Raw genomic sequence first — 18244 nt, 5'->3', positions numbered from 1 at the left:
AAAAAGAAGATCTGCCACATCTTAGAATCCTTACTAATGAATCTAAGATGTGGCCTTTTTACATCTTTTTCAATAGAAAAACCCTCTATACAATAAAATATAGAGGAAGTTATTTTTTCTAATTAATTTATTTCTTTCAGGATAACCTTTATGCTCTAAACCAATTTGTCGATCTTTGTAGTTTGATTTCTTTTAGAAATCAGTTCTTCTTTTTCATTCGATACTTGTCCAACAATACTTACCCCAACCAATGTTACTACAGCTAGGACAATACTGAATATTCTAAATTTCATAGTCACTCCCCTCCTTTCGAATTTGTTTTTGTGCTTCAATCATTTTTTCATAAAATAAAGAGGAATCCTTATATTTTCCATTTTCACTGAAATATTTCGCTGCTTCCAATGCAAATTCCTCTATGTCAGGATACATTCCTTTCGATTCTAGAACAGAAAAGGAGTCTAATATACCCTTGGTATCCCCATCTTCAAGATATAATGACTTCAAAAAATGGAACTCTGCAATTAAACCTTCTTCCTTTAGTTGATATGCTTGAGCTAAACCCTCTTCATAAATTCTCTTCGCCTCGTGAATATTCTTTTGCTTAAATAAAATTTGGGTAAGTGAAAACCAAGCTTCAACTGAATGAGTAAGAAATTCTAATTTTCCTTCTACATACCGATTAACAGATTCTCTAAAATATTGTGTAGCAGTGGCGAAATCACCCATTTTCAAGAAGCAATTCCCAAGATTGTATAATGCTGCTCCTATTAGACGATGATTATTTTCAAGCTTCGCAATATATAAAGCGCTTTCAAGATACGGCAAGGCCTTGTCAGGGCGATGCAAATCATCGTAATTCCCCGCTATTACAAATTCACAATGCATTCGACGGACAGTGTATATTTCATAGGCCTGATAGGTTTGAAATGCCTGCATAGCATAGAGCAGCGATACTTGAGTTTGTTTCATATGATAATAAACCTCTGAGACTTTGTAGTTGAATTCAGCTCTTTCAATTTCGTCTGATACAGCATCTAACTTTTTTTCTGCTCTCTTATAAAACAATATTGCCTTTATAAAAAGACCCTTATTAAATTCATGCATCCCTCTAAAAAAGTTAAAATAATACTCTATCAATCCATTGAATTGCTCTTTTTTACTTTCACTGTCCTTTAACTCCTCTGGTAACTCTATCCTGTCATCTTTTAAAAATGCAGGGTCTACATAATCAATCATCATTTGATGTCGAAAGCTCATTAAATTGTAATAAATTGATAAATCCTTGTCATCCATGCTTTTCATCTTTTGCTCAATTTCTGATTTAATGATTAAAGCTTCATCAATATTATGCTTGCGAATTACATTATACCAATCGTTGATTCTCACCCCTACTTCTGAGGACACAATTTCCACCCAGTTTATCCCCTCCTTAATTTTATTGCTTTACACTAAAAAAATAGCATAGAAGTGTTTTACAAAAAAGAGTACAAATCCCTATAATTGGATGATTAGTCCTAAGTAGATTTTTATGAAAGGAGTATAAATAGATTGATGAAAGTGCAGACCATACAGCAATCTCGTAATATAATACTTCATCGAGAACTGTCTGACAAAAAAGCCCGCACACCTTAGACTGAAGTTACGGGTGTGCGGGCAATTCCAAGACTTTATCCTGTATTAACGGGCAGTAAACGCCCCATTGATTGAAGATTCACTTTATATTTGATCACCGGCTACGGCTTCAGCTATATTTACTGCATGATCACCGATTCGTTCCAGATTGCTGATGATATCAACGAAAACAATTCCTGCCTGGCCAGTGCATAATCCTTTGTTCAAACGAAGAATATGCTGCTTGCGAAGCTTTCGTTCCAACTTGTCAATCTGCTCCTCTTTTTCAATGACTTTTTCTGCTATGTCTTTATCATTTTGATCAAGAGCAGCTAAGGATTCCTTAATAGTTGAAACAGTCAATTCGATCATATATTTTAAATCGTCAATCGCCGATTCGGTAATGTCTACTCGAGTTGCCATTTTATATTCGACAAGCTCGATAAGATTTTCAAAATGATCTCCGACTCGTTCAATGTCTCTTACTGTATCCATTAACATATTATGCTCTTCTGACTCCTGATCAGACAGTGATGCAGATGACAGTTCGATGAGATAGTTAGTAATTTTCCGGTCAAGGTTATTGATTGCATCCTCTATTTGATAGGCATTTTTAGCATGTTTCGGTTGTTTGGTCAGCAAAAATTGATAGGTTTCTTCAAGTCCTTTTATAGCAAATTCACCCATACGCAAAACCTCTTCTTTTGCTTGTCCAAGAGCAATCGACGGTGATTGTTCAATAAAAATAGGATCAAGATGCTTTGCCTTGTACTCAATGACCGTATCCTTTCCAGGAATAATTTTTGTCACAAGAAATGCTAATACAGCAACAAAAGGCAGCTGAATAAGAGTATTCGTTGTATTAAATATCCCATGCGCAAAAGCAATCGTCATTTTGGGATCAAGGCTCCAAGCTGACTGGAGAAAGACAATAAATGATGTAAATGGTTTAAGCAAAACTAAAAATATGGCAGTCCCAATAAGATTAAACAGCACATGAGTAGCAGCCGCTCTCTTTGCTGCAACAGAAGCGCCAATTGATGCTAATACTGCCGTAATCGTTGTGCCAATGTTATCTCCGAATAATACTGGCAGCGCACTATTTATATCAATTAATGAATCGGCAAAAAGCCCTTGCAAAATTCCGATCGTGGCACTTGAGCTTTGCACAATTAATGTAAAAATGGTCCCTACAATTACTCCAAGAAGCGGATTCGAACTCATGTTTACTGTTAAATCATGAAATGCTTCCATTGTACGAAGGGGCTTCATTCCTCCGCTCATTAATTCCAATCCGTAAAATAGGGCACCAAATCCGAAAAAGACCTGTCCCCAATTTTGAAGTTTTTTATTTTTAAAGAAAAACAGAAGGAAAGATCCAACTGCAATAATCGGTAAAGCATACTCACCCACATCAAAACCGATAATAAATGCGGTGATGGTAGTCCCGATATTTGCTCCCATAATGACTCCTATCGCCTGGCGAAGTGTCATAAATCCCGCACTTACAAGCCCGACCGTAATCACAGTTGTACCGGAACTGCTTTGGATTAAAACGGTAACAATAATTCCAGCGAGAACACCCATTACAGGATTGGTTGTAAATCGATCCAAAATGTCTCTCAACCGATCTCCCGCAGATTTCTGGAGGCCGTCTCCCATGTACTTAATTCCAATCAAGAAAATTCCAAGTCCGCCAATAAATTCGAACAATAGTTTTTGTATATCTATTTCCAAAAGATTCACCCCTACATTCAATAAAAGTCTGCAAACTCCGTCCATTATGTTTAGAACCTTAAATTTTTGTAAACAACCAAACCGAAAACTTTACAATAACTTTACAATAATGAAATGTATATATCATTATTCAGTTTTTAAAGTACAATTACCTTACTTAAACAGCATTCTTTCGCAAATAAAAAAACCAAAATCATGTAGATTCTGGTTTTCTGTTCAACAATTCCTAATTAATTATCCACCTGTTTTTTTAGAGCCGGGCTCCTGTCCTTTTTCTTTTAGCCTCGCTAAATAGTACACTCTTTTTTCACGTGCAGCGGTTTTCATCGCTTCCAGCTTTTTGATTTGCCGATCCAGATGATCTTCGTGCGTTTCTAACAATTGAATTCGTTTGTTTAGTGTTTCATAGATGTCTTCTTTCCAATCATCTGTCTCCCAATCATTTCTGGCCAAAAGACAGCCTTCTTCCACATACGTCGCGATGTCTTCAAGCTTCATGCCTGTATCCTTCAGTCCGTGAATAAAACGAATGAACTGAAGGTCACGATCATCATAACGCCGAATCCCGTCTTCCTTTCCATTCTGCCGCTGGGGCTTTGGCAGGAGGCCGATTTTTTCATAGTACCTCAATGTAAACGCAGTGATGCCCGTTAATTTGGCTATCTCTCCAATTGAATACATCATGTACCTCCTATGATTCATTCGTAAGAATAACTTTCCCTACCGCTCTGGAATTTTCAAGTGATTGTTGGGCTCTTGCAGCCTCCGTTAACGGCACTTTCTCAGCAATAATTGGTCTAATCTTTCCTTCCTTTAATAATGAAAATACCTTTTGCAGATCCTCTCGAAACCAATCGAGTCTTTCTTTTTTTAAGCCTGTTATGGAATAGAGGGTTTGAGGATTTCCTCCCTGGGCTGTCTCATTTTCCGTTATTTGTTTCCATTCATTCGACCAATCACTTGAATTCCTCTTCTCAAGAACTGACGTATAACCATAGACGATGCACCGTCCGTTCTCATTTAAAGTTTGAAGCGAACGATTATAGTTTTCGCCGGCAATGTTAAGGAGAGTAATTACATTTTTATGAAAAAGTTTTTGTTACAAATTGGATATTTATTTGAGAAAATTTGTTTAATTATTGGGAAGGAAAAAATCCAGAGAAAAGTCCCTCATCGTGGTTCTGAAGGACAAAAAGAAGGAAAAGATCCAGAGAAAAGTCCTTCATAAGGATTCTGAAGGCTTTTTCTATGTTCAACATGGTTGCCTATTAAAAAATAGAGGCTGTCCGAATAGGGCAAATGCGATAAAATTCAAGAATGTTGATATATCAATTTACTCGAATATGAAGAAGGGCTTCCAAAAGTCGAAAAATCGACTTATTAGACAGCCCCGTTCTATTTAATTAGCCTTTGCTCGATTTCCATACCAGAGATAATAGCGCACAGCAGCTTCTTTCGGGATATCAGCGATCTCAGCGTGATGAATCGGTGTTCCGCGTGTTGCGATATCAAGAGTAGCAAGCCCTGCTTTTCGTTGCAGCCATGACTCAGTAACGGACAATTGTTCAATCTTTTGCTTCGTTGTTACAAACATTTCTGAGGAAAATGAACCCGAGCTCATTTGAATAAATCGATCGTCCACAGAAAAGCGGCTGTTATAAAAATTCAGTATTCGCAAGCACATAATAATCGCCAGCAATAAAATAGAGAAATACCATTTATCCGGCCAAATATAGACAAGGACAGCTGTTACCACTATCCAGAAGTAGCTCGGTCGTAAACATTTTACCCATAGAGCGGATTGTGGCAGCTTGTTCATATTCTCACTTACTTTAAATGCAGGAACAATATCAGGCAGCAGCTGCAGCGCCTTTTTTTCTGAAATGAACGGAAACAGCAGGTTCGATTCAACAGCCTCATCTCCAAATGCTCCTGCACAAACAAGCTCTACCTCTACAATGCCGAACAAGCGGCGAATAAACGATTTTTTGAATTTCACCGCTTGGACTCTTCTCTTTTCGATCATCCATTCGGATTGATTCAGGACCCCTTTTTGAATATAAATTCTCTCTGCATCCGTCTGAACAATATACCTGCCGAAACGCAAATACGTGAGTACCATGCCGAACACAACCGACACAAAAAAGAGAGCAATCCCGAATACAATCATCCACGTCCAAGCGCTTTGAACAAATTTCAAAGCGTTATCAAAATACTTTTCAAGCGATAAGATTTCATTAATTTTGAAAAGCAGTCCTACCAATATCGGGATAACCGCAGCAAAGCTAAATGACGTGAGTGAAGCATGAATGATTTCCTTTCCGCTTACCCTATACTTTATCTCTTTACAATCCGACGGTTGGAGATTGTCTGCTTCAACAAGTGTCTCTTTCTCTGCAGGTTGATTAGGAACAGGTGGTTTTTGTGCGACATATTCCTGAATCCTGAGAGCCTCCGAGCGTTTAATCAAGACTAGCTTAACCGAAGAATCTCCTTCTGTTGCAGCTGTATCAATTGTAATGGATGTTAAGCCGAAGAAACGGTGCAGAAAATTAGAATTGATCTGCACACCTTGAATGCGATCAAGCGGAATAAAACGCTTCTTCTTCATAAAACGTCCGTTTTGCACCCTCAGCTCATTATTATAAAAAAAATAATGAAAATTCCACCATTCAAATAAGATTGAAGTCATACGAAAGACAACAAACAAAATGACACCGATTTTTCCAATTGTCATTAATAACGATTCCGACCCTAGATTTATTAGATAAATGACGATTGGAATAATTAACTCTTTTATCAACTCACCAATCGAAAATAATATCCATAACGGATGCAGACGATGAGGTTTAGAGGCAATAGTATTCAATTCTTCCCGTCTCATACACATCTATCCTTTCCGTCATTCATTCTCGGTTATCTTGGCCAATACTGCGATTTGTGTCCGTAACGATTCTGCTTCCTCTTCCGGAATCGCCGGTATTTCATGAGAGGATGCTGTCGTTCCGATCTTAATCGTTGAGAGCCCATATTTCCTGAGAAGCGGTCCCTGAGAGGTATTGACATACTGTACTTTGGTCATCGGTACAATGATATGCGTCTTCTCTAAAGCCCCGTGCTTAAGCTGAATATGCTCCTCATCCACCCCGTATCTCCACGTTCGCTGCAGAAAAACCGGACGAATAAGAACACCGTATACGAAATCAAGCCCGACAAGTATCAGAATTACCCATGTGACGTGGCCAATCCAATCGTACCAACCAAATCGATCCTGACAATATAATAGAGCTCCAAAAATGAGCATTGTTATGATATGAGAAATCACTGAAGAGATTCTCCACACCTTTACCGCATTTTTTGAAATTCGTTGCTGCGGCTCCGGAATTGTATAATTCATTCACTTACGCCTCTTTCTATAAATTTCTTAATTACTTGATATACGAAATTTAGGGAGAAATGTTTCAATTTAAAATAAATGATATCTTTCTGAGAGATTTGATATGAACAAGGAGGAATCCTACTCTAAATACTCATTAGCCAGCTCAGAATTTAAATACCTTGCCATTCCTGTTTTCACCTTTTTTAAGCCTAGCTTCTGATAAAACTCTTCATTTCCAATAGTCGAGATTAAATGAACACAGGAAACATTACTTAGTTTATCAAGTAAAAACTCCATTATTTTTTTAGCTACCCCTTGTTTTTGAAAATCTGGATGGACGATAACGTCATAGATTGCTGCATTAAAAACCCCGTCTGATATCGCTCTTCCAAACCCAATCATTCGGCCATTTGTTGTCACCAAAGTGATGACATTACTTGCTTCAAAAACTTGTTTAATTGTTTCATTTGTATGCTTTGTCCAACCGACAGAACGATATATTCCCCTCATTTCATCAAGATTCACATTCGAAAAATCACTGTGTATTTTTATATCCAATTTAATTCCTCCTTATTTCACAAGAAATTCGGAGCTGATAATAAGCACCGAATTTCTTGTTGATTGAATATTTTCTTAGATAATTCACCCTTTATTATCATAGGTCTGCATATCCAGCGCCGCTACTTCAATTCCCTCTTCATTTTTCGATTTACTCGTTTCCGGAAGCAAGACGTTGCAAATACTGGCTCCGGTTAATAAAAAAATGGATATGTAAAAGGACAACGTATAATTACCCGTCTCATTATATAGCAGCCCCGGTAAATACGCACCGAGTGCAGACCCTATTTGATGGCTGAGAAATAACCATCCGAGAATTAATCCGACAGAATACTGCTTGAAATACTTGGTAGCTAACATTTGAGTTGGTGCTACAGTTGCAAAATCAACTAATCCGAATAGCACTGCAAAAATAAGCAATAAAAACGACTCATGACTGTATATAAGAACTAACAGTGATACTGCTCGTATGGCATATAACAAATACAGCATTTTTCTGCTGCTCCATCGGTCTGCAACAACACCAGAAACTAGTATTCCCGCTATATTAAATGCAGCTAATAAACTGATAGCGGCGCTTGTTACGCCTGTGGAGAACCCATGATCGTGAGAAAAAGGAATCAGATGAGTATCCATTAATCCGGTAGTCGTAAACCCGCATACCAAGAATGGCAAGATAAGAAACCAAAATTCTCTCATACGAAATAAATGCCAATATGGCACCTTCTCTTCAGTAGAAAATTTTACTCTGTTCTTTTCCTTATTGCTGCCGCCAATCGGCTGCAACCCTCTTTCTTCCGGGTGATTCCGCAGGAACAAGAGCACAATTGGAAATACAGTTACCATTAAGAACAGACCTAATATTACTACAGTCAGCTTCCAATCTAACCAATTGATTAACATAAGCGAACCGGGAACAAGCAGCATTTGGCCAGCTCCAAAGCCAGCTTCCATAATCCCAAAAGCAATACCGCGTTTTTCGTTAAACCAATTTGTCACTACAACCGTAGCCGTGACATTCGATACCCCTCCTACCCCAATAGAAACAACTATTCCATAAAGTAAAAATAACTGCCACGATGAAGTTACAAAATACGTTAAGAAAATACTAATGCCAACCAGCAAGGTACTAAAAGATAAAATCAGCCGAGATCCCAACTGATCAACAAGTCTGCCTATCACGGGTTGCGAAATGCCATAAACGACAAAGCTTACCATAGAAATCAATGAAATAGATCCTCTATCCATGGAAAATTCTTTCTCCCACGGTTCAATAAAAGCTCCGAATGAAAGCCGAATTCCCTGTACTGCTAATAGAGTAAAAAATGTAATACAAACGATAATCCACGCATAATGCGGTTTCCCCTTCATAAAATCCTCCTGAAATTTGCAACCTTCTCACACTGTATCTTGAATTGTAATTCTCTCAATCATTTTATAATTCTAGATCCCATCGCTCTTCTACAAGATGTTTTCCCCATAACAATTGCTCTTCCTTGACTTCGGTAATTTCGAAACCGATTTTCTTGTATAGCGGACGAGCCGTACTCATACTGCTGACTGTCCAAAGGAATACGCGTTCAAATTCCTTTTCTTTACAATAAGTAACTAGCTTTTGAAGGAGCTGAGTACCAATACCTTTACCACGAAAAGCTTCATCTACAAGGAACCATCTAAGCTGCACAGTTTTTTCATTTTGTTTTACCAAACCTACACAACCGGCAAATCTTCCTCCGCTTTCTGCTATCCAAATTTTCTCGATTACCCCATCAAACGTCTCATGCAAATACTCTAAAAACGATTGATCCCAGCCGTATGTCTCTGCATAAAACGTCCTCTGCTTCTCAATCATGACCTTAATATCATCAGAGATATGATAATCCCTGATAGAAACCGTAGATTCATTAGTTTGAACGGATTGAGACAAAATCGATTCAACGGTGTCCATAGCGATTACCAGCTTTTCTTGGCTTTCGTTATCTAAATCATTCAAAATATACTCGACCTGCTGATTCGCTTTCTCTTCTAATTTTTTATAAATGGTTCGACCAAATGAAGTGACATGTAGATAATGGTTTCGTGCGTCTTTCTCACTTTTTTGTTTATAAATTAAATTTTCTTTTTCAAAATGTTTTATGATTCTGCTAACGTAACCACGATCAAGTCCTAAATTATCCTGCAGCACCTTTGCTGTACAATCTCTTGTATTATAAATTTCAAACAAAATACGTGTTTCAGTTAAGGAAAAAGGGCTGTCATAAATGTGCTCATTAAGAAACCCTAGCACATTTGTATAAAAACGATTGAACTTTCTGAATTTTAATCCAATAAAATTTTCACCAAGTGGCATTTTAAAAGATCTCCTCTCACAAAACAGTTGATTTAATCAACCAAATTCTAAAGCAAATTAGTTGATTTTATCAATCATTTTCAAACCTAAAAAACAGTCCTATTTCCTATTCTTCAAAATCTTTTCGATAAAAATTTACTTCGTTTCATACAAGGTCAAAGGAGCTCGACTCTTTCTATAAGGTACCCCATCATGCAAAAATCACCTGAAATCTTTTAATGAACACAGCCATTTACTAGTATGGTTGTGTCAGAACTCTTATTTCTCCAACTAACAGACTATTTTCTTATTTTCGACATTGGTGAGGAAATTACCTCGCAATTTTTTGGCATGTAACTTATCATGAACATAACGATAGGAAATGTGTCAAATTAGGGTGGTGACTTTCGTTTGTATTGATTAAAATAAGGAATAGGGAAACCTGCAGGAAACTTTTGACGTCATATAAATGAAAAACCCGAAAATTCCCCTATTAATCGTAAATACATATGGAATATCGTGGCGACTGTTGCCGCCATTTCATTTTTCATGCCTTTTTATGTTTACATATAGTAGGAGCTATGAATCTTGCAATAATTAATAAATATGAATTCTAATACATTAGTTATATCTGGGAGAGTGAAAAATGGAAAACTGGATTCAACATTTTATGGAGCAATTTGGATACATAGGCATTCTTCTGCTCATCGCTTTAGAAAACGTATTTCCTCCGATTCCTTCTGAAGTGATTCTTACGTTTGGAGGATATATGACGACTAGGTCAGAACTTACTGTGATCGGCGTTGTGATCTACGCAACGATTGGATCCGTACTGGGGGCTGTGATTCTTTACGGAATAGGCCGGGTCGTTGATATTAAACGAATGGAAAAAATCGTGGACAAGTGGGGCCGCTTCCTTCGCTTAAAAAAAGAGGATATCCACAAAGCCAATGATTGGTTTGCGAAATACGGGGGTTGGGCGGTCTTTTTCTGCCGTCTTGTCCCTCTGATAAGAAGCCTGATCTCCATTCCAGCCGGAATGTCGCATATGAACTTTTGGATCTTTCTCCTTTTTACAGCAGCGGGATCATTAATTTGGAATGTAATTCTGGTGTATGTCGGAGCTGCGGTAGGCGATTCGTGGGAATCAATTGTCGGGTATATGGATATCTATTCAAATATCGTTTATGCAATTTTAGCCATTCTTGTAATTGTTATTGCAGTCTTATTTATTAAAAAAAGAGTCAAAAATAAATAGTTTTATTCTTCAATCTATGTTTTAGCACTGTTCGATTTTCGAGCAGTGCTTTTTCTATTGGTTTAGATCGATCCTATATATGCCTTCACTCACTATTCCCTAAAGAAAAAGGTGATGTTTTGGTTAAATGTTGGTATAATATATATAAAAACATCGTGTATTTTTATAATAACTAATAAGAATTGTTCCATGTACGAATCACGTATGACTAAAAAACAAAACAAGGTGGAGAGGCATGTTAAAAACAAAACGTATTCAACAAATTCAAGATTATGTAATTGAACATCAAACCGTATCCTTAGACGAACTTGTGAAAGTGTTTAACGTATCCAAAAATACAATAAGACGTGATGTTCAAGAGTTAGTTGATCTAGGTGATTTGAAAAAGGTTTATGGCGGGGTTTCGATCAACCATAGAACCCTAGAATCATTTCATGATAGGCAAATTCGCAATAAAAAACAGAAGGAGTTAATTGGAAAATTAGCCGCGAGCTTTGTGGAAGATGACGACATTATTTTTATTGATTCCGGGACTACTACATTAGAAATGGCTGATTATTTACAGACAAAGAATGTAACGATTATTACCAACAACCTGGATTTTATTAATCATTCTCTTCCTTATGATAATTTGAATATCATTTCGATGGGCGGGGTTTTTCAACGGAAAACAAAATCATTCGTCAGCTTCAAAAACATGGAACTGCTAAAAGCATACAACATTAACAAGGCATTCATGGCTTCAACCGGTGTCTCCTTGTCAAACGGTGTTACGAATTCTTCTCCGCTTGAAAGTGAAATTAAACAAATTGTAGTTGAACGAAGTTCTAAAGTATTTTTATTGGTCGATCATTTCAAGTTTGATAAATATGCGTTGATGACTTATTGTGATTTGAAAGATATTGACTATCTTATTACTGACACTGTACCGAACGAGAATTATCGAGAATTTACAGAGAACAATGATATAAAACTTCTAATTGCGAATAAATAAAAACGGGGCACTCATGAAAATAAGTGCCCCATTTTTTCTGCTTTCCCGCTTGATTCAAATTCCTTTAGTTTCTCTTTTACTGTAGAAATGATTGCTTCTTTGCCCGGAGTAAGAATTGACCTCGGATCATAAACGTGACTGTCACTAGCCAGCACCTGGCGTAAAGCTTTTGCCCATGCTTGCAGACATTCTGTATTCACATTGATCTTGGCGTGTCCCAATTCAATCGCTTTTCTAATTTGATATTTGGGTATGCCTGAACCGCCATGAAGGACTAATGGTATACATGTTAACTCAGAAATTTGTTTCATCTCATCGAATCCCAGATTAGGCTCACCCTTATACGGGCCATGAACTGAACCAAGAGCTGCTGCCAATGCATCTATGCCTGTTTCTTCTACAATACGGACACATTCCAAAGGATCGGCGTATTTAATCCCGCCAACGAGGCCATCCTCCATACCGCCGACTGTACCAACCTCTGCTTCAACAGATACATGATGAGGCTTTGCATAGTCAACAACCTCTTTGGTCATCCTTATATTTTCATCGATCGGGTAATGAGAACCATCAAACATGACCGAACTAAAGCCTGCGTCAATTGCCGCCTTACATCTCTCCACACTCATCCCGTGGTCCAGGTGCAAGGCCACAGGAACCGTTACGGACATTTCCTCCATCAGGGCTTTGACGCTTGCAGCAATCGTTTTAAAACCACCCAAATAATCGACGAGTCTGTCAGAGGCTGCTACTATGACTGGAGCACGTTCGTCTTCTGCTGCTTCTAAAATTGATTGTACCCACTGTGTGCTGTTCATGTTAAATTGTCCAATAGCGTATTTGTCTTCTTTTGCTTGTAAAAGCATTTCTTTCATAGATACTAGTGTCATTTATTATCACTTCTCTCATTAGAAGTTATTTATCAGGTCATAATTTTAAAATCATAATACCTTGATACGACGTTCATTGTTGTTTCTTTCGCTGTGCTGATCACTTCTTCAGCATCTAATTGATAATATTCTGGGCGGAATAATTCGACAGATACAACCCCTGAGTACCCGATCTCCTTTAATGTTGATAAGATGCGGTCCAAATCGATAACTCCTAATCCCGGCCAGACTCTATCTTCATCTGTTAAGAAGCCAATTGGGAAATCTTCTGTGTCATCGATGTGCAAAATAAAGATTTTCGACGCATCGGCTTTTTCCAAATCTTCAATGGCAGAGCCCATTGCATGAAAGTGAAAACAATCAAGTACCAATCCCACATTCTCTCTATCAACTGTCTGTATAATGTCATAAGCTTGACCGAATGTATTGACGGTACACTCCGGGTGACCGACAAATTCAAGAGCAATTTTAATATCATATGGATCAGCTATATCTGAAAGCTCTTTTAATACATCGACACAGCTGCCTTTAATCTCGCTTTTTCGTATTTTTTCTTTCGTTACGAGCGGAACAGCAACGATATATTTCACACCTAGCTGATTGGCGGTTTTCACCATTTTTTTGAATTCACTTATGATTTCCTGATAGCCATCGTCATCTCGATTGTTGAAGAAAACTAGAGCATTCAATGCTAACGGTTTAATGTGATGCGTGTGAAAGAAGTTGGCTAAATCCTCGATCGTATTTTCTCTTAAATACTCAGGCAACTTATCCATCGTACGAATTTCAATATAGTCATAACCGTGTCTGTTGCAAATCTCCAGATCCTTGGCGAGAGTTGAATTTTCCAGAGTTGTCGCTTGATTAAAGCACAGTTTCATCGTCATCCACTCCATCGTCTCAACTTTTAAAACGCTTCCATTTTTGGGTTATTGATTAATTAAATGGCATAAAAATTTCTTCATTTTTTGCAGCATAAATGTGCTGGACTCATCAGCTTTCTTAGGTCCAGGCAAATACTGCATTCATGGTTTTGCCATCAAAATTCATTTCTACCTTAAAAATGTAGAGTATGATCTTCTAATGGTTTTTAAACCATTCTAAAAAGTTATATCTTCTGATAAATATTTAATCCATCTTTAATGGATTTCAGGGTTAATTCGTTCGACCACTCTGGTTTATCAGGATAAGCAAATACTGCATTTGTTACAATTCCATCAAATTTCATTTCTCTTAATTTGCGATATAATGCATCAAAGTTTATTTCCCCTTCACCAGGATTCAAATGCTGGTGAATTGTTACGTTTGCATCAGGGGGATTAATAATATATCGTAATCCAAATGCCGCTTTATGATTAAGAGTATCGGCAATTAGAACATGATCAAGTAAATCTCCTGCTTCTTCCAAGTGTTTCTCTACATCGCCAACACCATCATCATAAAAGAAAGCATGTGGAACAGAATATACCAACTTAAGCCAATCTTTATCCAGCGCACGAATTATTCGAATTGCTTCTGTATTCAACTCAATAAAATCGTTAGGGTGAGCTTGTAAATTAAGCTTTATACTTTCTTTTTCAAAAAGCGGCATCAGCTCTTCCATTGATTTAACAAAAGCAGCTTCACTTTGGACAGGACGGCTTTTGTCACCGCTAAATTCACTGTTCATTAAATCTACTCCTAATTCAGAAGTGATTTCAATACAACGCTTCCAATTTCTCACTGCAGCTTGACGCTCTTCTTCAATTGGTGAAGACCATTGTTGAACAGGAAGTACAGAAGAGATTTTAACGCCGGCATCTAAACAATATCTTTTTAAATCTTTTATCAGCTGTTTATCAACCTTTGGATATTCATAAAACCAAATAAAATCTTTACGCGGTGATAACTCTACATATTCATACCCTAATCTGGCAACTGCATCGATAGTATCTTTTAAGTTGGTATTATCACGATAATGGGACGGATCATATGCTAAACGCAATGTAAACTTCTCCTTTCTTTTGTACACACTTGATATATTTTAATATTAGAAATTCTCTTCTATATAGTAGATTAGATAATCTCTTTTGTTTTCCCGATTTCTTTATAGAACTCAGGCTTTACTCCTAGTCTCACAGGTTCTCTCTCACCTGTTTTTTGCGCGGTTACACACGCACCTGCAGTAACAGCTGCAACATAACCATCCCACGACGTCGGTCCGTTAGGCTCTCCTGTTTCCCGGATCGAATCAATAAAATCTTGCAGTTCTTTATCATAGGCATCTATAAATCGCTGCTTCCAATCCGTTAATAGATTGACACGTAATTGTGCATCTTTTCGATAGACAATCCCTGGAACCTCCGGCAATTTTATGATTCCGTCTTCTCCAACGACTTCACATTGAATGTCATAGCCGTATTTGCAATTGACAAAGACCTCTACTTGGATGACAATGCCTCCTTCGGTTTCCAGCGTGATCATTTGCGGATCTTTCAGATGCTCCAGCGCATGCCTCGTTTTTTTCGGATAAACCACTTGTACAGATTTATAATTGTCATTAACCAGCCAATGCAGGACGTCAATCTCATGAACCAGGGTATCCGTCATGGCCATGTCCGTTGTATAAGCTGCATTCACCTCAGAATTGCGATGGGCGCAATGAATCATCAAAGGTTCTCCGATCTCATGATTGTCGATTGCCTTTTTCATTTGCACATAACCGCTGTCATAACGCCGCATAAAGCCAACCTGCACGAGCCTTTTTCCATGTCGCATTTCGGCATTGACGATTTTCATGCAGCCTTCTGCTGTAACGGCCAAAGGTTTTTCACAAAAAACGTATTTGCCTGCTTCAATGGCTTTTAGCACGGTTCCTTCATGGGCAGGGCCCCAACTTGTTACCAGGATGGCATCGACTTGATCTGACGCAATCAATGATGCATCATCAGGAAAAATTTCCGCATTCAAATCGAGCTCCCTGACCGCAAGACTGGCGGACTCCAGATTCACATCGGTTACAGCGGTAATCTCTCCGCCGGAAAGCGTTTTGCTAATTCTTCTCATATGGTCCCTGCCGATCGCACCGGTACCAACTACGCCTATTCTAAGTGTCACAATAAACTCCCCTTATCAAAACATATTTTTACTAAAAAGACGCTTTCTTCCTCACCACATGATTTCGGAAATCATGTTCCAATTCCTCAAGTGACCGGCCTTTTGTTTCCGGCAAGAAATGTTTTACAAAGGCGATCGCAATAAGCCCTAAGGCCACAAAGACGAAAAATGTAGTCGAAAGTCCAATCCCACTCATCAAAATCGGAAATGTCAGGCCAACGAGAAAGTTTGCCATCCAAAGACAAAACACAGTGACCCCCATCCCAATACCCCGCAGCCGAAGAGGGAAAATTTCAGACAGCATCAGCCAGGTGACAGGTGATACAGCTCCTTGCTGGAAGGCAAGAAACGTTACAGTCAATGAAAGGATAATGTACGGCAATATTGCTGTATCCTTTAAAACAAGTGAAAAGATCCCGATTAAGAGAAGAGCGGATGTCGTGCCGGCTAGACCAGTCATCAGCATCGGCCTGCGACCGACTTTGCCAAGAAGCCAGATTCCGACAAAGGTCGCCAAAACGGAAACCACACCGTTTGCAATGTTTCCGATTAATGCCGATTCGGTCCCAAAGCCTGAATCTTTTAAAATTTCGGTTCCGTAATACATAATGGAATTGACACCTGTAATCTGCTGGACGATACCGATTCCCAGTCCGATAAAGACAATCCGCCGCACCCATGGAACAGTCAGGTCTTTAAACGTAGCTTTTTTCAGCTTTGCATCTTCTGCAATCGCTGCTTCAATTTCCTTCAATTCAGCCTGGGCTCTGTTTTCTTCACGAACCTGCTGCAGAACGCGCATGGCATTTCCGATTTTTCCTTTCGAGGCGAGCCAGCGCGGACTTTCGGGCATAACCAGCATCCCAAACCAGAGAAAAACCGCCGGCAGCGATGCGATGACCAGCATATACCGCCATACATGCGCGTTGTCACCAATTGTATTCCCGAGAATCGCGTTTAAGGTAAACGCTAACAGCTGTCCAGAAACAATCATTAACTCATTTTGAGTAACAATCCTTCCTCGCTGTTCTGCAGGTGACATTTCGGCTAAATAGGCAGGAACGGTCACAGATGCACCGCCGACTGCGAGTCCAAGAAGAATGCGGAATACGATCATCACTTGAACGTTTGGTGCAAATGTACAGCCCAAAGTAGCAATAAAGAACACAACCGCAAGCCACAGAAGACTGTTTCTTCGCCCTTTCAGGTCAGAGAATCGGCCGCCATACATGGCACCAAAGGCTGCTCCCAAAAGCAGCGAGCTCGTAACAATCCCTTCTGTCACTGGGGAAAGATTCAATTGATCCGGCTGTGACATGTAAGGCAAAGCCCCATTAATTACCCCAGTATCGTATCCAAAGAGAAGTCCTCCAAAAGTCGAGACGAATGTAATTGTCCGCATAAACGCTTTAGGATTCTTTGGTTTTCCGGCCAATGTCTGCTTCTCATGAGATATTTCGCTTTCCTGCTTCAAATTGTTCTCCTCCATACAAAATTATGTGTGTACAAGCAGATTTTCATTGATATACTTACGAGCCAATAACGCATATTCCAATGGATGAGCTATAGCAGGATCCTGCTCAGCTTCTATAACAATCCAACCCTGATAATTGTAAGATGTTAATCGCTTATACACTTCTTTAAAGTCAATACCTCCATCACCCGGTACCGTAAACATTCCGCTTAAAAAAGATTGGAAAAACGAACGGCCCGATTCTTTGCACTCATCCATTACTTTTCTTCTCGTATCCTTGAAATGGACGTGTTTAATCCGATCGTGATGTTTATTTAGTACACTCAAATAATCTCCGTCAGACACGTAGATATGACCAGTGTCATATAGCAAATGTACATAATCAGAGTTCGTATGTTTCATCAAACTATCGATCTCCTCGGCAGTTTGAATACCCGTTCCCAAATGATGGTGGTACACCAATTTTAAGTTATATTGCGCAGCGATTTTTCCCAGCTTATCCAGCCCTTCGCACACGATCTCCCATTCCCCATCAGTAAAATGAGGTTTTTCAGTGAAGACATTTTTTTGGGTACCCTGAATGCTGTAAGTTTGCTCAGATACTACTGCCACGTCTGCATGGACATCCCTTAAAAAAGAACAATGTTGATGGAAAGCTTTCGAAGCCGCTTCAATCCCATCGCGAATGATAAAACTGCTAAACCATTTCCCCGCCACTCTTAAATTTCGCAGCTGAAGCTCTTTGTTCAACACCTTCGCTTCAGGAAAAAAACCACCAACTTCAGTTCCTTCGAAGCCGGCCACCACAATATCGCTTAACAGGTTCTGCAATGTGTTTTCTGCACCGATTTCCGGTAAATCGTCATTGCGCCAGCCAATCGGAGCAATCCCCCATAAAATATCGCGATCTCCCATCCT

General features: G+C 38.8%; 19 protein-coding genes. 3 read left to right on the top strand and 16 right to left on the bottom strand.

All coding sequences use genetic code 11. The features are described from left to right. Positions 1–155: 155 nt before the first annotated feature. The 5 genes from AM592_RS24240 to AM592_RS25415 all read right to left on the bottom strand — a co-directional run bounded on the left by AM592_RS24240 (position 156) and on the right by AM592_RS25415 (position 4408). Complete coding sequence (locus AM592_RS24240) at positions 156–293, bottom strand: hypothetical protein (RefSeq protein ID WP_158320331.1); 138 nt, start codon at positions 291–293, stop codon at positions 156–158. Next, entirely contained in the window at positions 283–1404 is a 1122-nt protein-coding gene (locus tag AM592_RS20185) for a response regulator aspartate phosphatase (RefSeq protein ID WP_225970414.1), read from the bottom strand. The genes AM592_RS24240 and AM592_RS20185 overlap by 11 nt, the downstream gene beginning before the upstream one ends. A 312-nt stretch (positions 1405–1716) precedes the next feature. Next, the gene (locus tag AM592_RS20180; protein ID WP_192841122.1) at positions 1717–3348 is read right to left on the bottom strand and encodes a Na/Pi cotransporter family protein; all 1632 of its coding nucleotides are present in this window, start codon (positions 3346–3348) and stop codon (positions 1717–1719) included. Positions 3349–3582: 234 nt separating this feature from the next. Continuing rightward, a complete protein-coding gene (locus AM592_RS20175) occupies positions 3583–4032 on the bottom strand; it encodes a MerR family transcriptional regulator (protein WP_225970291.1) in 450 nt (149 codons plus the stop codon). 7 nt (positions 4033–4039) lie between these two features. Then, positions 4040–4408: a zinc-binding dehydrogenase gene (locus tag AM592_RS25415; protein ID WP_225970413.1), complete on the bottom strand. Its 369-nt coding sequence runs from the start codon at positions 4406–4408 to the stop codon at positions 4040–4042. Positions 4409–4432: 24 nt separating this feature from the next. On the opposite strand from AM592_RS25415, the gene AM592_RS24235 reads away from it, so the two are divergent. Continuing rightward, positions 4433–4576 carry a hypothetical protein gene (locus tag AM592_RS24235; RefSeq protein ID WP_158320330.1) on the top strand — a complete coding sequence of 48 codons (144 nt, stop codon included), beginning with the start codon at positions 4433–4435 and terminating at the stop codon, positions 4574–4576. A gap of 171 nt (positions 4577–4747) precedes the next feature. On the opposite strand, the gene AM592_RS20170 is transcribed toward AM592_RS24235, so the two are convergent. The 5 genes from AM592_RS20170 to AM592_RS20150 form a co-directional block, all read right to left on the bottom strand. Further along, positions 4748–6232 carry a PH domain-containing protein gene (locus AM592_RS20170; RefSeq protein ID WP_053605432.1) on the bottom strand — a complete coding sequence of 495 codons (1485 nt, stop codon included), beginning with the start codon at positions 6230–6232 and terminating at the stop codon, positions 4748–4750. An 18-nt stretch (positions 6233–6250) separates the two neighbouring features. Continuing rightward, entirely contained in the window at positions 6251–6745 is a 495-nt protein-coding gene (locus tag AM592_RS20165; RefSeq protein ID WP_053605431.1) for a PH domain-containing protein, read from the bottom strand. A gap of 120 nt (positions 6746–6865) precedes the next feature. Beyond that, positions 6866–7285 carry a GNAT family N-acetyltransferase gene (locus tag AM592_RS20160; RefSeq protein WP_053605430.1) on the bottom strand — a complete coding sequence of 140 codons (420 nt, stop codon included), beginning with the start codon at positions 7283–7285 and terminating at the stop codon, positions 6866–6868. Positions 7286–7369: 84 nt separating this feature from the next. After that, a complete protein-coding gene (locus AM592_RS20155) occupies positions 7370–8656 on the bottom strand; it encodes an MFS transporter (protein WP_053605429.1) in 1287 nt (428 codons plus the stop codon). Between the two features lie 64 nt (positions 8657–8720). Further along, positions 8721–9635, bottom strand: coding sequence for a bifunctional helix-turn-helix transcriptional regulator/GNAT family N-acetyltransferase (locus AM592_RS20150; RefSeq protein ID WP_053605428.1), 915 nt, complete (start codon positions 9633–9635; stop codon positions 8721–8723). A gap of 625 nt (positions 9636–10260) precedes the next feature. On the opposite strand from AM592_RS20150, the gene AM592_RS20145 reads away from it, so the two are divergent. Further along, positions 10261–10872, top strand: a complete 612-nt coding sequence (locus AM592_RS20145; RefSeq protein WP_053605427.1) for a DedA family protein — start codon at positions 10261–10263, stop codon at positions 10870–10872. Positions 10873–11107: 235 nt separating this feature from the next. Continuing rightward, positions 11108–11866 carry a DeoR/GlpR family DNA-binding transcription regulator gene (locus AM592_RS20140; RefSeq protein WP_053605426.1) on the top strand — a complete coding sequence of 253 codons (759 nt, stop codon included), beginning with the start codon at positions 11108–11110 and terminating at the stop codon, positions 11864–11866. An 11-nt stretch (positions 11867–11877) separates the two neighbouring features. On the opposite strand, the gene fba is transcribed toward AM592_RS20140, so the two are convergent. From fba to iolE, 6 genes are all read right to left on the bottom strand, one after another. Further along, positions 11878–12756 carry a class II fructose-1,6-bisphosphate aldolase gene (fba, locus tag AM592_RS20135; RefSeq protein ID WP_053605425.1) on the bottom strand — a complete coding sequence of 293 codons (879 nt, stop codon included), beginning with the start codon at positions 12754–12756 and terminating at the stop codon, positions 11878–11880. Between the two features lie 32 nt (positions 12757–12788). Continuing rightward, positions 12789–13637, bottom strand: a complete 849-nt coding sequence (gene iolI / locus AM592_RS20130; protein WP_053605424.1) for a 2-keto-myo-inositol isomerase — start codon at positions 13635–13637, stop codon at positions 12789–12791. 227 nt (positions 13638–13864) lie between these two features. Next, positions 13865–14740, bottom strand: a complete 876-nt coding sequence (locus AM592_RS20125; protein ID WP_053605423.1) for a sugar phosphate isomerase/epimerase family protein — start codon at positions 14738–14740, stop codon at positions 13865–13867. Positions 14741–14811: 71 nt separating this feature from the next. Beyond that, on the bottom strand, positions 14812–15852 hold the full coding sequence (locus tag AM592_RS20120) for a bifunctional inositol 2-dehydrogenase/D-chiro-inositol 1-dehydrogenase (protein WP_053605422.1): 1041 nt from the start codon (positions 15850–15852) through the stop codon (positions 14812–14814). A gap of 31 nt (positions 15853–15883) precedes the next feature. Next, a complete protein-coding gene (locus tag AM592_RS20115) occupies positions 15884–17326 on the bottom strand; it encodes a sugar porter family MFS transporter (protein WP_225970290.1) in 1443 nt (480 codons plus the stop codon). A gap of 21 nt (positions 17327–17347) precedes the next feature. Then, positions 17348–18241 carry a myo-inosose-2 dehydratase gene (gene iolE, locus AM592_RS20110; protein WP_053605421.1) on the bottom strand — a complete coding sequence of 298 codons (894 nt, stop codon included), beginning with the start codon at positions 18239–18241 and terminating at the stop codon, positions 17348–17350. Positions 18242–18244: the final 3 nt, after the last annotated feature.

The sequence above is a fragment of the Bacillus gobiensis genome (assembly GCF_001278705.1).
GTDB lineage: Bacteria > Bacillota > Bacilli > Bacillales > Bacillaceae > Bacillus > Bacillus gobiensis.
The sequence above is the reverse complement of the archived record's forward strand: the minus strand, read 5'-3'. Positions and strand labels throughout refer to the sequence as shown.

What these genes read in the sequence shown, in the direction of transcription:
- iolE (WP_053605421.1), bottom strand. Translation starts at nt 18,241, where the DNA reads ATGGGAGATCGCGATATTTTATGGGGGATTGCTCCGATTGGCTGGCGC.
- AM592_RS20165 (WP_053605431.1), bottom strand. Translation starts at nt 6,745, where the DNA reads ATGAATTATACAATTCCGGAGCCGCAGCAACGAATTTCAAAAAATGCG.
- AM592_RS20175 (WP_225970291.1), bottom strand. Translation starts at nt 4,032, where the DNA reads ATGATGTATTCAATTGGAGAGATAGCCAAATTAACGGGCATCACTGCG.
- iolI (WP_053605424.1), bottom strand. Translation starts at nt 13,637, where the DNA reads ATGAAACTGTGCTTTAATCAAGCGACAACTCTGGAAAATTCAACTCTC.
- fba (WP_053605425.1), bottom strand. Translation starts at nt 12,756, where the DNA reads ATGACACTAGTATCTATGAAAGAAATGCTTTTACAAGCAAAAGAAGAC.
- AM592_RS20170 (WP_053605432.1), bottom strand. Translation starts at nt 6,232, where the DNA reads ATGAGACGGGAAGAATTGAATACTATTGCCTCTAAACCTCATCGTCTG.
- AM592_RS20155 (WP_053605429.1), bottom strand. Translation starts at nt 8,656, where the DNA reads ATGAAGGGGAAACCGCATTATGCGTGGATTATCGTTTGTATTACATTT.
- AM592_RS24235 (WP_158320330.1), top strand. Translation starts at nt 4,433, where the DNA reads ATGAAAAAGTTTTTGTTACAAATTGGATATTTATTTGAGAAAATTTGT.
- AM592_RS24240 (WP_158320331.1), bottom strand. Translation starts at nt 293, where the DNA reads ATGAAATTTAGAATATTCAGTATTGTCCTAGCTGTAGTAACATTGGTT.
- AM592_RS20145 (WP_053605427.1), top strand. Translation starts at nt 10,261, where the DNA reads ATGGAAAACTGGATTCAACATTTTATGGAGCAATTTGGATACATAGGC.
- AM592_RS20150 (WP_053605428.1), bottom strand. Translation starts at nt 9,635, where the DNA reads ATGCCACTTGGTGAAAATTTTATTGGATTAAAATTCAGAAAGTTCAAT.
- AM592_RS20140 (WP_053605426.1), top strand. Translation starts at nt 11,108, where the DNA reads ATGTTAAAAACAAAACGTATTCAACAAATTCAAGATTATGTAATTGAA.